This window comes from Kocuria sp. CPCC 205263, from assembly GCF_040981075.1.
In the GTDB taxonomy this organism is placed as follows: domain Bacteria; phylum Actinomycetota; class Actinomycetes; order Actinomycetales; family Micrococcaceae; genus Kocuria; species Kocuria rosea.
Genome location: NZ_JAVKPV010000006.1, coordinates 329787 through 344321, shown reverse-complemented (window position 1 = coordinate 344321; position 14535 = coordinate 329787). Strand labels below are relative to the sequence as shown.

Genomic DNA, 14535 nt, shown 5'->3' with positions numbered 1-14535 from the left:
GTCCCCGTCGTCCTGTTCACGGTTCCCATTCTCCCCCACCGCGCCCGTGCGCGGTGGGGACCGCCGGATTCGTCTCGGGACGCTCCATCACCTCGCGGGCGTCCCCGGGCCCCGCGGAGGCAGCTGCGCAACCCTAGGCGCAGTCCAGCGCGGTGCGCAGCGCCTCGAGGTTGTTGCGCATGACCTGCTGGTAGTCGGCGCTCTCGTCGGACTGGTTCTCCACCGGGTCCAGGACCGCCGTCTCGATCCCGTGCTCGGCCGCCAGGGTCTCGGCGACCTTCGGGTTGACCAGGGACTCCGAGAACACCGTGGTGACGCCCTCGGCCTCGACCACCTCGCCGATCTCCGCGAGCCGGGCCGGGGAGGGCTCGGTGTCGGGGTCGAGCCCGGCGATGGCCACCTGCTCGAGGTCGTACTTGTCCGCCAGGTACCCGTAGGCGTCGTGGGAGACCACGATGGTGTCCCGCTCGCAGGTGGCCAGTCCCTCGGTGAACTCCTCGTCCAGGGCTGCCAGCTCCGTGGTGAGCTCCTCGGCGTTGGACTCGTAGGTCGCGGCGTTGTCCGGGTCGACCTCGGCCAGCTCGTGGGCGACCTCCGTGGCCACCGCGGCCAACCGGTCCGGGTCCAGCCAGAAGTGCGGGTCCTCGCCGTCGTGGCCGTGGCCGTCGTCACCGGCGGGCTCCTCAACGGGCTCCTCAACGGGCGCCTCCTCGCTGTGTGCCTCTCCGCTGTGGGACGCCTCGGCCGCCTCATGCTCCTCGGCGGAGTGGGCCTCCTCGCCCTCCACCCCGGCGTGCACCGCGTCGAGGGCGTACTCGGGGGCGGCCTGGGCCACGGCGTCGTCGACCGCCGGCTGGAACCCGGAGAGGTACACCACGGCGTCCGCGGTGCGCAGTCCGTCGACGGCGGCCGGGGACAGCTCCAGGTCGTGCGGCTCGGCCCCGGCGGGGGTCAACGACTCCACCTGCACGAGGTCCCCGCCGACGCGTTCTGTGACGTACTGCAGCGGATAGAAGGAGGCCTGCACGCTCAAAGTCTCGCCCGCTCCCCCGCCGGCGGTCGACGGGTCGCCCGAGCCGGAGGCGCAGGAGGACAGGGCGAGAGCGGCGGTCAGGGACAGCGGGACGGCGAGAGCACGCGACAGGATCATGAGATCAATTCTCAGTGAATCTGAGAATCATTGTCAAAACAGCCGCGGCGGGTTGACCCTCAGACGTCCCGTCGGCAGGTCTCGCAGGTCCCGTGGAGCTCGATGGCGTGGGAGACGTCCGTGAACCCGTGCCGGCGGGCGGCCTGGGCGGCCCACCGCTCGACCGCGGTCTCGGCCACCTCCACGGTGCGGCCGCAGCGGCGGCACACCAGGTGGTGGTGGTGCTCGGTGCGCCGGCACCGGCGGTACCGGGTCTCTCCGCCGGGGGCGGCGAGGGCGTCGACCTCCCCGGCCTCGGCCAGGGCGCTGAGGTTGCGGTAGACGGTGGCGAGGGAGACGGACTCCCCCTGCTCCCCCAGCATGGCGTGGAGCTGCTGGGCGGAGCGGAACTCGGGGGTCCGTTCGAGCAGCTCGGCCAGGGCGGAACGCTGCCGGGTGGTCCGGGACACGGTCACGCTCCTCGCAGCTGGAGGTCGTCCTCGACGGCGTGGAGACGATCCGGTCCGCCGTGGCGCCCGGTGCGCCCCAGGAGGGGGCGGAGGATCAGCGCCAGCACGTAGCAGGCGATGGCCAGCACCACGATCGTGGCCCCGGGGGACAGCGGGTGGAAGTAGGTGATGGACAGGCCGGTCACGCAGACCCCGACCCCGACGGCCATGGCCGTCCCCATGGTCCCGACGAAGGAGCGGGTGACCAGCTGGGCCACGGCCACCGGGACGATCATCACGGCGGAGACCAGGAGGACGCCGACCACGCGCATCGACACGGAGACGGTCAGGGCGGCCATGACGGCCACCATGATGTTCAGCGCCCGCACCGGCAGACCGGTGGCGAGGGCGAACTCCTCGTCGTGGCACAGGGAGAACAGCGCCGGGCGCAGGCCGAGCCCGAGGCCGAGGACCACCGCGGCCAGCCCGGCGGTGAGCCAGACGTCCAGGGGGGTGACGGTGGCGATGGACCCGAAGAGGTAGCCGGTGAGGTTCGCCGACGTGCCGCCGGCCAGCCCGATGAGCAGCACCCCGCCGGCGATGCCGCCGTAGAACAGCAGGGCCAGCGCCACGTCGCCGCTGGTGCGTCCCTTGGTGCGCATCACCTCGATGAGCACCGCGCCGATGATGGCCGCGACCACCGCCCCGGGCACGGCCAGGGCGTCGTGCGGTGTGAGTCCGGCCGCCGAGCCAGCCAGCCAGCCCATGGCCACCCCGGTCAGGGCGACGTGGCCGATGCCGTCGCCGAGCAGGGCCAGACGTCGCTGGACGAGGTAGGTGCCGATGACCGGCGCGGAGACGCCCACGAGGGCGGCGATCAGCAGACCGCGCTGCATCAGCGGACTGGCCAGCATGGCGGCGAGGGTCTCGAGCATGGTCACTGGGGCTTTCCGTGGAGATCGGGGGCTGTCGGGACGGCGGAGTGCTCGTCCCCGTGGGGGTGCAGGTGCTCGTGATCGGGGGCGTCGTGCCCGGGGGCCGGCAGCGGAGGGCTGCCGTCGTGGACGATGCGCCCGTGGCGCAGCACCACGGCGCGGTCCAGCAGGGGGGCCAGCTCGCCCAGCTCGTGGAGCACCACCAGGAGCGTGGTCCCGTCGGCCTGCAGCTGGGCCAGGATGCGGGCCATGGCCTCCTTGGAGACCTGGTCCACCCCGGACAGGGGCTCGTCCAGCAGCAGCAGCCGGGGCCGCCGCACCAGCGCCCGGGCGATCAGCACCCGCTGCTGCTGGCCGCCGGAGAAGATCGCCACGCTCTCGCGCGCCCGGTCGGCCAGTCCCACCTGCTCCAGGGCGTCGAGGCACGCGCGCCGGGCCGCGGGCCCCGGGCGGAGGCGCCGGTGTCCCGTCAGCCCCGAGGCCACGACCTCGAGCGCGGTGGCCGGCACCCCGGCGCCGACGCCGACGCGCTGGGGGACGTAGCCGATGCGCGACCACGGCACGGTCCGGCGCGCGCCGGTGACGTCGGCGCCGAACAGCCGGGCCTCGCCGGATTCGACGGGCACGATGCCGAGCAGGGACTTGATGAGGGTCGACTTCCCGGAGCCGTTGCCGCCCATGAGGGCCACGGCCTCGCCCTCGGCCACGGCGAGGTCCACCCCGCGCAGCACCGGAGTGGCACCGAGGACCACGGTGAGGTCCTCCGTGCGGATCGCCGAGCGGTCCGCGGGGGCCGGTGCCTCCGGCGTGGATCGAAGTTTCATGAGAGCCATTCTCAAGAAAATGAGAACGATGGTCAATTCGGCACCGGTTCCGCGGCGGATCGGTGCCGCCGGGATCAGCGCCGCGCCGGCTGCACGGCGGACCGCACGGCGTCCTCCCCGCGGCGCGGAACGGCCAGCACGGCAGGAGGCGCCGTGGCGGCAGGCCCCCGCCCGGGACGGGCCGTCCGCCTCGCGACGTCGGCGCTGGAGAGGGAGACCGCCAGGACAGAGGCGAGCACCAGGGCACCCGCGGGGCCGAGCACGGTCCAGGGGGCGCGTTCGACGTAGCCGATGCCCTCGGCCAGCAGCAGGCCCCACTCCGGGGCCGGCGGCTGCTGCCCCAGGCCCAGGAAGCCGAGGCCGGCGATGGCGAGGGCGGTGCCGGGCAGGCGCAGGACCGCGTGCCGGGTCACCTCCGGCAGCAGGGTGGGCAGGACGGTCCCGGCCAGGATGCGGGTCCGGCCCACACCGAGCAGGGGCAGCACCCGGACGTAGGGCCGGGCGGAGATCTCGGCCACGAGGGCGGCGGTGTGGGCGGCCAGCGGCGCCCAGCTCACCAGGGTGACGGCCAGGGCGGCCCCGGCCGCGGAGGGGCCGGCCACCGCCACGACGAGGATGCCGGCGATGATCGGTGGTGCCGCGTTGGTGACCTCGACCGGCCCGGTGGACCACGTCCCGGTCATCCCGACGGCCAGACCGATGACCAGGCAGGCGGCGACCACGACCAGGGCCAGGCCCAGGGTGTCCAGGGCGCCGTGGCCCACGCGGGCCAGCACGTCGCGGCCGGACGCGTCGGCCCCGAGCGGGAGCGCCCAGGAGGGCGCTTCGAGCCGTCCGTGGGCGGAGGCGTAGGGGTCCCGGAGCAGCCCGGCGACGACGAGCCCCAGCAGCAGGGCCCCCGAGACGGCCGGCACCGTCCACCACGCCCGGCGCCGCCCCGAGGGCGGCCCGGGGACGGGCAGGTCCCCGGAGCGGGCGGCCGGCCCCAGCAGCGCCCGGCGCGCCAGGGCGGCCAGGGCCCCGAACAGCGCGGCGAGCACGAGCAGGAGCAGGATCCCCGCCTGCAGGGCGGGGATGTCCTGGGCCGCCGCGGCCCCGAGCAGGGTCCGACCCAGGCCGGGGATCGCGAAGACCTCCTCGACCGGCACCGCCCCGCCGGTGAGCCCGACGACGACGAGGGCGATCTGCCCGATCACCCCGGGCAGGGCCCGGTGCAGCGCCGCGAGCGCGATCCGCGGCCGGGAGTGCCCGGCCACGGCCCAGGTGTGCACCCAGCGCTCGGTGAAGGCGCCGGCCAGGGCGGTCGAGAGCAGCCGGCCGATCAGCCCGCCCCCGGGCAGGCCGAGCGCCAGGGCCGGGAGCACCACGTGCTCGGGTCCATGCCATCCGTAGGGCGGGAGCCAGCCCGCCCAGACGGCCACGACGATCAGCAGCACCGCCGCCAGCAGGAACTCCGGCAGCGCGGTCAGCGCGGCGGCCGCCGCCCCGGCCCCGCGGGCGGGGCGCCCGGCGAGCCCGGCCCGGACGGTGGGCACGCAGGTCAGGGCGGCCACGAGCAGGGCGACGAGCAGGGCCGCGCCCATCAGCGTCAGGGACACCCCCATGGCCTCCAGGACGCCGGGCAGGACCGGGCGCCCGCTGATCCAGGAGGTGCCGAGGTGCCCGGTGAGCACGCCGGACGCCCAGTCGGCGAAGACGGCCACCGGGCCGCCGTCCAGACCCAGCTCGGTCCGGATCTGGGCCAGCACCTCCGGGGTGGCCGGCCGGTCCACGTAGCGGGCGCGCAGCACCGTGTACTCCGGGCTGTTGCCCGAGAGCCACGGCAGGGCCCCGATCAGCAGGACGACGGCGGTGAAGGCCGCGGCGCGGGAGATCAGGGCCGCCGCCCCTCCCCGTCCTGTCACTCGGCCCTTCACTCGGAGACGGCGGTCTCGGCCGTGATCAGCTCGCGCTCGCGCGGATCGCGGACCGCGCCCTCCACGCCGTCCTGCTCACCCTGGATGACGCGTTCATGGAGCATCGGGATCGCCGCGTCCTCGGCCAGGACCGCCGCTTCGGCGGCCATGATCGCCTCCTGGCGCTCCGCGCCGGGAGCGGCCTGCTCCGCGGCGGTCAGGGCGTCGTCGACGGTCCCGGAGCAGAACCGGGAGAGGTTGAACGAGCCCTCGCAGCCGAAGTCGCTGACCATGTAGGCCACCGGGTCGCCCGAGTCGAGCACCGTGGCGCGGGAGAGGATGAAGGCGTCGAAGTCGCCGTCCAGGGCGTCGGCCTCGATGTACTGGTACTCGCGCACCTCGAGCTCGACCTCGAAGCCGGCGGCCTCGAGCTGCTGCTGGAGCTGGACGGCGACCTCGGGCAGCTCGGCCCGGTCGGTGAAGGTGCCGATGGTGATCTTCCGCCCGGCCGGGTCCCCGGCCTCGGCGCGGTCGGCCAGCGCCTCGCGGTAGGCGTCGGTGTCCCGCCCCTCCGCGGCGTAGGGGATCGCCGGGCCCAGCAGTCCCGCAGCCACGTCGGCCCGGCCCTCGTAGACCCCGTCCACGATGCGCTGCGGGTCCAGGGCCTCCCGGGCGGCGGCGCGCAGGGCGGGGTCGGCGAACGGCCCGTCCTCGGTGTTGAGGTAGAGCGTGTTGGTGCGCGGCATCGGCACCTCCTCGAGGAGGTCCTCCTCGACCTGGGCGGCCTGGCCCACGGGCACGGCCTCGACGACGTCGGCCTCGCCGGTGCGCAGCGCGGCGGCCCGGGCGGTGCCGTCGGGCACGAAGGACACGTCGATGCCGGCCGCCGCCGCGGCGCCGGCCCAGTGGTCGTCGTAGCGCTCCAGGGTGGCTCCGGAGGTGCCGTCCACGGCGGTGAGCTCGAACGGACCCGTGCCGTGGCCCACCGGGGTCACGGCGGTGCCCTCGTAGGCGGCCGGGGCCAGGACCGACAGCTGCGGGCTGGACAGCCGCTGCGGGACCAGCGGGTCGGTCTCGGCGGTGGTGACCCGCACGGTGTCGCCCTCGGCCGCCACGCTCATCTCCACCCCGTCGAGGATGCGCGGGGCCGGCTCCGCCTCCACCGCCCGGGCCAGGGAGGCGGCGGCGTTCTCCGCGGTGAGCTCGGTGCCGTCGTGGAAGGTGACGCCGTCCCGGATCGTGAAGGACCAGGTGGTGTCGTCGAGCTGCTCCCACTCGGTGGCCAGCATCGGCTGGGCGTCCCCGGCCTCGTCCAGCCGGACCAGGGTCTCGGCGGTGGACCAGCGGGAGAGCTTGAAGGCGTCGTCGCTCAGCGGAGACAGCCCCGAGCGCGGCGGCTGCAGCATGGCGAGCTCGATCCGGGCGTCGGTCGGGCCGCCGGCTCCCCCGGCGGAGGAGGTGCCGGAGCCCTCGGAGAAGCAGCCGGTGAGCAGCAGCAGGCTGACCGCGGCGAGGCCGAGGCCGGTGCGGCGCGGGGCGGGACGGGGAGCGGAGGGGCGAGGTGGCATCGGGAGGCCCTTTCGGTGTGGTGATCGGTGGTGGGTGACAGGGATGGTGCAGCCGCCGGCTCAGGGGGCCAGGTGCGGAACCGCGTCCACCAGCTCCTGCGTCGTCGGGTGGCGCGGCGTCTCGAGCAGCCGGTCGACGGGACCCTCCTCCACCACCTGCCCGTGGTCGAGCACCAGCGCGCGGTGGCACAGGAAGCGGACCGCGGTGAGGTCGTGGGAGACGAACAGCAGCCCCAGTCCTTCCTGGACGTGCTGCTCCTTGAGCAGGTCCAGCACCTGGTGGCGCAGCGGCAGGTCGAGGCCGCTGACCGCCTCGTCGGCCAGGAGGATCCGTGGCCGGGTCACCAGGGCCCGGGCGATCGCCACGCGCTGGGCCTGACCGCCGGAGAGCTCGTGGGCGCGCCGGCCCAGGTGCTCGGCGCCGAGGCCGGCCCGCTCCAGGGCGTCCCGGACCATTCGGGCGTGGTCGCCCGCGATGCGGAAGCGGCGCAGCGGTTCCCGCAGCTGGCGTTCGACGCTGCGCCGCGGGTCCAGGCTGGACGCGGGGTCCTGCGGGACGTACTGCACGGCATGCCTGGCCCGCCGGATCCGCTGCCGGCCGGTCAGGGGAACGCCGTCGAAGAGGATCTCGCCCCGGTCCGGGCGCTCGACGCCCAGCAGCAGGGACAGCAGCGTGGACTTGCCCGATCCGGAGGGGCCGACCAGACCCAGCGACTCCCCCTCGCGCACCGCGAGATCGACGTTGCGCACCGCGGCCACCGCGCCGGAGCGCGTGCCGTAGTTCCTGGTGAGTCCGACACCGTGCAGTGCGGCGGGTTCCGCCGTCCGGCTCACGAGGCCACGCCCAGGGGGGCGGCAGCCGGCGGAGCCGCGGCGGGCCGGAGTCCGGTGCGGGCGGCCTCGACCAGGGCCGCGGTGAAGGGCGCCTGCGGCGATCGGACCACCTGCTGGATCGGACCGGACTCGATCACCCGTCCCCGGTCCAGGACGACGACGTCGTCGCACAGGTCGGCGGCGACCGCCAGGTCGTGGGTGATGAACAGCAGCCCGCCGCGGCCTGCGCCGGTGCACCGGCGCAGGGCCTCGACCACGTGGCGCTGACTGATCATGTCCAGCGCCGTGGTCGGCTCGTCGGCCACCAGCAGGTCCGGTGCGGCGGCCATGGCGAGCGCCAGGCACACCCGCTGCCGCTGCCCGCCCGACAGCTGGGAGGGGTGGGCCCGCAGGATCCGCGCCGGGTCCTCGAAGCCGACCTCGCGGAGCAGATCCGCCACGACCCGGCCGGCGGCCGCCGCACCGAGCCGGCGCCGGCGGGCCACGGCGGGCAGCAGCTGCCGGTCCAGGCGCACCACGGGGTTCAGTGCGGCCTGGGAGTCCTGGAAGACCGCGGCCATTCCCGGACGCCGCCCGGGAGCCTGCCGCCACGGCAGCTCACGGCCGGCGACCCGCAGGGAGCCCTGCACGTCGACGTGGTGCCCGAGCAGACCCAGCAGGGCCAGCACCGTCAGGGACTTCCCCGAGCCCGAGGCGCCGAGCAGGGCCACCCGCCGACCGGGCGGCACCTGGAAGCCCACACCCTGCAACAGCGGCCGTCCGGCCAGGGCCACCTCGAGCCCCCGCACGTCCACTCCGGTCGCACCGCGCATGCTTCTCCCTTGCCAAAACCGGTCTCAACAGGATCTCATAGTAATGAGTTTCATTCTCAACAACAAAACCGACGGCACCGCGTCCGGGAGCCGCCGGTCCGCCACCTCGTTCGCCGACCCAGGAGGGCATCCCATGACCCGCAAGAGCGCCCCGCGCAGGACCACCACCGACGCCAGCGGTCCCCTGGTCGCGGTCTGCCAGGGCCACCGGTGCGCCGGCCTCCGACGGATGACCGGGACCGCCGAGCAGGCGGAGGACCTCCAGGAGGTGGTCAGGGGCACGGCCGGGGCCGTCCTGATCTCGTCCCCGTGCCTGGGACGGTGCGAGATGGCCGCACTGGTCGCGGTCGCACGACGGGACGGGCCCAGCGGGCACGTGGGTCCCACCGTGTGGCTGAGCGGGCTCGAGGACGCGCAGCGGGCGGAGGCGCTGAACCGCTGGGTCGCCTCCGGCGGTCCGCAGCAAATCCACCAGCCCGAGCACGGCGCACCGCCGTCCTTGCGGGACGCCGTGAGCGGCTTCGGCCCGCCGCCCGCGGTGTCCCGCCGCACCCGCTGAGCCGTCAGCGCGCCGGAGACCGGGAGACGGCCCCGGCGTGACCGGCGGTGGCGGCCGGCGCCGACCGGTTCGTCCGCCCCCCTCCGTGGCCAGGGTTTCTTCACGGAATCTTCAACGCCCAGGGCTTCACTCCGCCGGATCGGCAGTTTACTGTCGGTTGCACGGCGGCCCGGTTCCGACCGGTCCGCACCACGGCAGTACGGACGAAGGAGCGAGACCATGACCCACGTGACCTCGATGCTCGAGACCTACCCGAAGGACCTGGGGAACATCGACCGGCAGAAGCTGGCCGAGTGCATCGCGGCGTGCTTCGAGTGCGCCCAGACCTGCACCGCCTGCGCCGACGCATGCCTGGCCGAGGACATGGTCGCCGAGCTGACCGAGTGCATCCGCAAGAACCTCGACTGCGCCGACGTCTGCGCCGCCACCGGCAAGGCGCTCTCCCGTCAGACCGGCAACAACGCCGAGGTCGGCCGGGCCCTGCTCGAGGCATGCCGCACCGCGTGCAAGGCCTGCGGGGACGAATGCGCCGAGCACGCCGAGATGCACGAGCACTGCAAGGTCTGCGCCGAGGCCTGCCGCCGCTGCGAGCAGGCCTGCACCGACCTCCTCGCTTCGCTGGGCTGAGCCCGGCGGAGCGCCGGCCCGGGCGCGGCGCGGATCCGCGCACCGGGCTCCCCCGCCTTCGCCGGAGTTCAGCGGGCCTCGAGGGTGCCCATCATGCCGAGGTCCTCGTGGTCGAGGATGTGGCAGCGGTAGACGCTGCGGCCGGCGAAGTCGTCGAAGGCCACCCGGACCGTCACCTCCCCGAAGGCCGGGACGTTGACCACGTCATGCCACCGCGGTCCGGAGACCTCGCGTCCCGCCTCGGCCACGACCTGCATCGGCCACACGTGCAGGTGCACCGGGTGGTCCATGGGGCTGGAGTTGGTCAGGGTCCACTCCTCCACGGTGCCCACCCGGACCCGCTGGTCGGTGCGCCCGGCGTCGAACTCCCGGCCGTCGATCGTGAAGGACATCATCTGCCCGGGGCCGCGCATGCCGCCCATCATCCCGCCCATGCCCATGCCCATGCCCATGGCGAAGTCCAGGGTGCGCCGGCCCTCGACCGGCTCCTCGCGCAGGTCCCGCAGCGCCGGCCCCACAGCGCCGGCCCCGCGGGCACGGGCCCGGCCTGCTCGACCGGGTCCCCGCCCGGGCCCGTCATGCCGTCCATCATCCCGTCCATGCTGCCGCGGTCCACCGGGGTGGCCCTCAGGGTGGAGGTGCCCGCCCGGGCGCCCACCAGCAGCTCCACCCGGTTGCCCGGCGCCAGGGCCACCTCGGTGACCTCGAGCGCCTCGGGCAGCCGGCCGACGTCACGGCCGGAGAGCCGCAGGCCCTGCCCGTCCAGGCTCAGGCGCAGGAACCGGGACGGGCAGGCGTTGACGACCCGCCACAGCTCCCGCTCCCCGGGTGCGGCGGTGGCCCCGAGACGGACCTGACCGTTGACCAGCACGTTCCGCCCCTCCCGGCCCATCATCCGCTCGGGCGGGGAGACCTCGGCCGGCTCCCCGGAGGCATCCAGGGTGAGGTCGGAGATCACCAGCACCCGCTCCCGCGCCACCGGGACGGGGTCGGGGTCCTCGACCACGATGGCCCCGTAGAGCCCGGCGGCGAGCTGGTCGGCCACGTGCCCGTGATGGTGCGGGTGGTACCAGTGGGTGCCCGGCGGGTGGTCGTCCGGGAGGGCGAACTCGTAGTCGAAGGAGTCCCCGGGGACGATGCTCACGAAGGGGTTGTCCCCGTTGTCCTCCGGGGAGACGTGCAGACCGTGCACGTGCAGGTTCGTCGGGTCGTCCAGGCCGTTGGTCATCGCCACCCGGAGCGTGTCGCCGGGGCGGACCCGCAGGGTGGGCCCCGGCAGGGAGCCGTTGAACGCCTGCACGTGCGCGGTGCGCGCCCCGATCCGCACCCGGGCGGGGGCGGCCTCCAGGGCCAGGTCCAGGGCACCGTCCCGGCTGGACAGCACCTCGGGCTGCCGCAGCTCCCGGCTGCCGCCGAGGGCCTCGCCCCAGCCTCCGGTCCACCACAGCCCGGCCCCGCCCACGGCCGCGGCGCCGGCCCCGGCGGCGCCCAGGGCCAGCAGCTGCCGGCGGATCAGCGGGCTCACCGGTCGCCCTCCTCCAGGGTCCGCAGCCGCTCGCGGTACTCCTCGGTGCTGATCTCCCCGCGGGCGTAGCGCTCCTCGAGGATCTCCCGGGACCGGCGCGGACCTGCGCCCGTCGGCGGCGGGGCGCTCCCACCCTGCCGGATCCCGCCGCCCGAGTTCCCGGTGAGCAGCTTCACGAGCACGACGACCAGGACGACCGTGCCCACCACGAGCAGCAGCCAGAACAGCCACATCCAGCCCATGCCCCCTCCCATGCCGTCGCCCCACATCATCGCGGTCCTCCTTCGATCGGTCGGTCGACTTCCGCCGGCGGCCGCCCGTGGGCGACGACGCCGGTCACCGGGACGGTCAGGAACCGTCCGGCAGCTCCTGGAGCATCCGCTCCATCTCGGCGATCTCCGCCTCCTGGTCCTCGACCACCTGGCGGGCGAGCTCGACGGCCTGCGGGTTCTGCCCCTGCTCGATCTGCTCCTGGGCCATCTCGACCGCGCCCTCGTGGTGGACGGTCATCTGCTCCAGGTACAGCTGGGCGGCCCCGGTGCCCCGGGCGTCCTCGAGGGCGGACATGTCCTCCTCGCTCATCATCCCGCTCATGCCCGCCCCGGAGCCGTGGTCCATGCCGTCCATGTCCTCGGCGTCGGCAAGGGGCTCGGCCTCCCAGGCGGTGAGCATGTCGTTCATGCGCTCGATCTCCGGGCCTTGGGCGTCGACGACTCCCTGGGCGAACTCGGCGACCTCGGCCGGGACGTCGTCCTTGGCCAGCAGCATCTCGCTCATCTCCACGGCCTGCTCGTGGTGCGGGAGCATCATCTGGGCGAACATCACGTCCGCGTCGTCGTGCTCGGCGGCGATCGGCTCGCCGGAGGCCGCACCGGTGCTGGTGACCGCGGGGGCGGAGGCCGCGGAGGCAGCGGTCTCCGAGTCCGTGCCGGCGCCCTCCTGGGCGCCGCTGGTGCCGCAGCCGGCCAGGGCGAGGGCCGAGGCCAGGGCGAGGGTGGTGAGGGTGGTGGAACGCTTCACGGAGGGTGTCCTTCTCTTCGGTTCGGGGGGTTGGGTCTCGGGGGTTGGGTCTCGGGGGGCAGGGGGGCTCAGCGGGCGGGGACGGTGCCGGCCTGCTCGGGGGCCCGGCGGCCCTCGGTGCCGACGGCGGCCAGATGGGCCGGGGCGAGGTCGAGGCGGCGCAGCAGCTGGGCGTTGAGCGCCACCACGATGGTGGACACCGACATCAGCACCGCACCCACGGCCGGGGACAGCACGATCCCGATCGGGGCGAGCACCCCGGCGGCCAGGGGCACGGCGGCCACGTTGTAGCCGGCGGCCCAGACCAGGTTCTGGATCATCTTCCGGTAGCTGGCCCGCGACAGCTCGATCATCGACAGCACGGACCGGGGGTCGTTGCCGGCCAGGACCACCCCGGCCGACTCCATGGCCACGTCGGTGCCGGCGCCGATGGCGATGCCGACCTCGGCCCGGGCCAGGGCGGGGGCGTCGTTGACGCCGTCGCCGACCATCGCCACGGTCATTCCCCGGGACTGGAGCTCGACGACCTTGGTGTCCTTGTCCTGCGGGAGGACCTCGGCGAAGACCTCGTCGATGCCCAGCTCGGCGCCCACGGCCTCGGCGACCTGGCGGGCGTCGCCGGTGATCATGGCCACGCGCACCCCCCTGTCCTGCAGGGCGGCCACGGCGGCGCGGGACTCGGGACGGACCTTGTCCTCCAGGGCCAGGGCACCGATGACCGCTCCGTCCCGGAGGACGTGGAGCACCCCGGCGCCGCGCGCCACCCACTCACGGGTGGTCCCGGCGATCGTCGCCGGCGTGGACAGGCCGAGCTCGCGCAGCATGTTGGGTCCGCCGACCGTGATCTTGGCGCCGTCGACCGTGGCGCGGACGCCGCGGCCGGTGGCCGACCGGAGGTCGGTGCCGCGCAGGCCCAGCCGCTGCGCCTCGGGGTCCTGGGTGGCCGCGGTGACGATGGCGCGGGCCACGGGGTGCTCGCTGTCGGCCTCGGCCGCCGCCGCCAGCGCCAGGAGCTCGCCCTTCGAGGTGCCGGGGACCGGGGCGGCGCCGGTCACGGCGTGGGCGCCCTCGGTGAGGGTGCCGGTCTTGTCGAAGAGCACCACGTCGATGGTGCGCATCCGCTCCAGGGCCAGCCGGTCCTTGATCAGCACCCCGGCCTTCGCCGCGCGCTCGGTGGAGATCGCGATGACCAGCGGGATCGCCAGGCCCAGGGCGTGCGGGCAGGCGATGACCAGCACGGTCACGGTGCGGATCACCGCGTCGTCCGGGCTGCCCAGCAGCGTCCAGGCGGCGGCGGTGAGGATGCCGGCGGCCAGGGCGAACCAGAACAGCAGCGCGGCGGCACGGTCGGCCAGGGCCTGGGCCCGGGAGGAGGACTCCTGGGCGGCCGCGACCATCCGCTGGATCCCGGCCAGGGCGGTGTCGGCTCCGACGGCCTCCACCCGCACGCGCACGGTGGTGTCGGTGGCCACGGTCCCGGCGACCACCGTGTCGCCGGGTGCCCGGCTGACGGCCTTGGACTCGCCGGTGATCATGGACTCGTCGAACTCGGCCGTCCCCGCGACGATCTCCCCGTCGGCCGGGACCCGGGCCCCGGGGCGGATGAGCACGACGTCGCCCACGGCCAGCTCGGCGACGGGCACGGTGACGGTGTCGCCGTCGACGACCTTCTCGGCCTCGTCGGGCAGCAGCGCGGCCAGGGCGTCCAGGGCGGAGGACGCCGCCCCGAGGGCGCGCATCTCCATCCAGTGGCCCAGCAGCATGATGACCACCAGCAGGGCCAGCTCCCACCAGAAGTCGAGGTCGAACCCGCCGATCCCCAGGGTGGTGACCCAGGAGGCGACGAAGGCGACGGTGATGGCCATGGCGATCAGCAGCATCATCCCCGGCTGCCGGCTCTTCAGCTCGGTGAGTCCGCCCTTCAGGAACGGGGCCCCGCCGTAGACGAAGATCACGGTGCCCAACACCGGGGGGATCCAGGCGGAGCCGGGGAACTCGGGGACGGAGTAGCCCAGCAGGTGCCCGACCATCGGACTGAAGAGCACCACGGGGATCGCCAGCACAAGACTGAGCCAGAACTTGTTCCTGAACATCGCCGTGGAGTGCCCGGCGTGCTCGCCGTGGGTGTGGACTTGGTGGTCCTCGTCCACCGCCGAGTGGGCGTGGGCGTGCGGCATGGCCTGCCCGTGGGTGTCGGCATCGGCGTGCTGCTCGTGGCCGTGGGCGTCCGCGGACTGCTCCGGGGCGGCGGGGCGGCCGTGGTCCTGGTGCGGGGAGCTCATGATCTTCCTCCTGCGAGAACTGGTGTCCGCTCGGTGGGGACCGAGGTGGTCCTGCTCCTTCCAGGTATATACCCCC

Annotated in this window: 15 protein-coding genes; 2 read left to right on the top strand and 13 right to left on the bottom strand. The window is 74.6% G+C overall.

All coding sequences use genetic code 11. From position 1 onward, the window contains the following. Positions 1–133 precede the first annotated feature (133 nt). From RF647_RS12240 to RF647_RS12205, 8 genes are all read right to left on the bottom strand, one after another. On the bottom strand, positions 134–1150 hold the full coding sequence (locus RF647_RS12240; RefSeq protein WP_368811933.1) for a metal ABC transporter substrate-binding protein: 1017 nt from the start codon (positions 1148–1150) through the stop codon (positions 134–136). A gap of 59 nt (positions 1151–1209) precedes the next feature. After that, positions 1210–1605 (bottom strand): Fur family transcriptional regulator, encoded by a 396-nt coding sequence (locus RF647_RS12235; protein WP_368811932.1) that lies wholly within the window; start codon positions 1603–1605, stop codon positions 1210–1212. Further along, a complete protein-coding gene (locus RF647_RS12230; RefSeq protein ID WP_368811966.1) occupies positions 1602–2513 on the bottom strand; it encodes a metal ABC transporter permease in 912 nt (303 codons plus the stop codon). The genes RF647_RS12235 and RF647_RS12230 overlap by 4 nt, the downstream gene beginning before the upstream one ends. Positions 2514–2515: 2 nt before the next feature. Then, positions 2516–3337: a metal ABC transporter ATP-binding protein gene (locus tag RF647_RS12225; RefSeq protein WP_368811931.1), complete on the bottom strand. Its 822-nt coding sequence runs from the start codon at positions 3335–3337 to the stop codon at positions 2516–2518. A 74-nt stretch (positions 3338–3411) separates the two neighbouring features. Next, the gene (locus tag RF647_RS12220) at positions 3412–5241 is read right to left on the bottom strand and encodes an ABC transporter permease subunit (RefSeq protein ID WP_368811930.1); all 1830 of its coding nucleotides are present in this window, start codon (positions 5239–5241) and stop codon (positions 3412–3414) included. Positions 5242–5249: 8 nt separating this feature from the next. After that, a complete protein-coding gene (locus RF647_RS12215; protein WP_368811929.1) occupies positions 5250–6800 on the bottom strand; it encodes an ABC transporter substrate-binding protein in 1551 nt (516 codons plus the stop codon). 60 nt (positions 6801–6860) lie between these two features. After that, on the bottom strand, positions 6861–7634 hold the full coding sequence (locus RF647_RS12210; RefSeq protein ID WP_368811928.1) for an ABC transporter ATP-binding protein: 774 nt from the start codon (positions 7632–7634) through the stop codon (positions 6861–6863). After that, on the bottom strand, positions 7631–8446 hold the full coding sequence (locus RF647_RS12205) for an ATP-binding cassette domain-containing protein (RefSeq protein WP_368811927.1): 816 nt from the start codon (positions 8444–8446) through the stop codon (positions 7631–7633). The genes RF647_RS12210 and RF647_RS12205 overlap by 4 nt, the downstream gene beginning before the upstream one ends. A gap of 133 nt (positions 8447–8579) precedes the next feature. Between RF647_RS12205 and RF647_RS12200 the strand changes: the two genes are divergently transcribed. Beyond that, entirely contained in the window at positions 8580–9005 is a 426-nt protein-coding gene (locus tag RF647_RS12200) for a hypothetical protein (RefSeq protein WP_368811926.1), read from the top strand. A 219-nt stretch (positions 9006–9224) separates the two neighbouring features. Then, positions 9225–9632: a four-helix bundle copper-binding protein gene (locus RF647_RS12195; RefSeq protein ID WP_368811925.1), complete on the top strand. Its 408-nt coding sequence runs from the start codon at positions 9225–9227 to the stop codon at positions 9630–9632. Between the two features lie 68 nt (positions 9633–9700). On the opposite strand, the gene RF647_RS12190 is transcribed toward RF647_RS12195, so the two are convergent. The 5 genes from RF647_RS12190 to RF647_RS12170 form a co-directional block, all read right to left on the bottom strand. After that, complete coding sequence (locus RF647_RS12190) at positions 9701–10084, bottom strand: multicopper oxidase domain-containing protein (protein ID WP_368811924.1); 384 nt, start codon at positions 10082–10084, stop codon at positions 9701–9703. Next, entirely contained in the window at positions 10054–11157 is a 1104-nt protein-coding gene (locus RF647_RS12185; protein ID WP_368811923.1) for a multicopper oxidase family protein, read from the bottom strand. The genes RF647_RS12190 and RF647_RS12185 overlap by 31 nt, the downstream gene beginning before the upstream one ends. Further along, entirely contained in the window at positions 11154–11429 is a 276-nt protein-coding gene (locus RF647_RS12180) for an SHOCT domain-containing protein (protein WP_368811922.1), read from the bottom strand. The genes RF647_RS12185 and RF647_RS12180 overlap by 4 nt, the downstream gene beginning before the upstream one ends. Positions 11430–11505: 76 nt before the next feature. Next, a complete protein-coding gene (locus RF647_RS12175; RefSeq protein WP_368811921.1) occupies positions 11506–12177 on the bottom strand; it encodes a DUF305 domain-containing protein in 672 nt (223 codons plus the stop codon). Between the two features lie 68 nt (positions 12178–12245). Beyond that, the gene (locus RF647_RS12170; protein WP_368811920.1) at positions 12246–14459 is read right to left on the bottom strand and encodes a heavy metal translocating P-type ATPase; all 2214 of its coding nucleotides are present in this window, start codon (positions 14457–14459) and stop codon (positions 12246–12248) included. Positions 14460–14535 lie beyond the last annotated feature (76 nt).

Coding starts and splice junctions, on each gene's coding strand:
- RF647_RS12240 (WP_368811933.1), bottom strand. CDS start 1,150: ATGATCCTGTCGCGTGCTCTCGCCGTCCCGCTGTCCCTGACCGCCGCT.
- RF647_RS12230 (WP_368811966.1), bottom strand. CDS start 2,513: ATGCTCGAGACCCTCGCCGCCATGCTGGCCAGTCCGCTGATGCAGCGC.
- RF647_RS12225 (WP_368811931.1), bottom strand. CDS start 3,337: ATGAAACTTCGATCCACGCCGGAGGCACCGGCCCCCGCGGACCGCTCG.
- RF647_RS12215 (WP_368811929.1), bottom strand. CDS start 6,800: ATGCCACCTCGCCCCTCCGCTCCCCGTCCCGCCCCGCGCCGCACCGGC.
- RF647_RS12205 (WP_368811927.1), bottom strand. CDS start 8,446: ATGCGCGGTGCGACCGGAGTGGACGTGCGGGGGCTCGAGGTGGCCCTG.
- RF647_RS12200 (WP_368811926.1), top strand. CDS start 8,580: ATGACCCGCAAGAGCGCCCCGCGCAGGACCACCACCGACGCCAGCGGT.
- RF647_RS12195 (WP_368811925.1), top strand. CDS start 9,225: ATGACCCACGTGACCTCGATGCTCGAGACCTACCCGAAGGACCTGGGG.
- RF647_RS12190 (WP_368811924.1), bottom strand. CDS start 10,084: ATGGGCATGGGCATGGGCATGGGCGGGATGATGGGCGGCATGCGCGGC.
- RF647_RS12180 (WP_368811922.1), bottom strand. CDS start 11,429: ATGATGTGGGGCGACGGCATGGGAGGGGGCATGGGCTGGATGTGGCTG.
- RF647_RS12170 (WP_368811920.1), bottom strand. CDS start 14,459: ATGAGCTCCCCGCACCAGGACCACGGCCGCCCCGCCGCCCCGGAGCAG.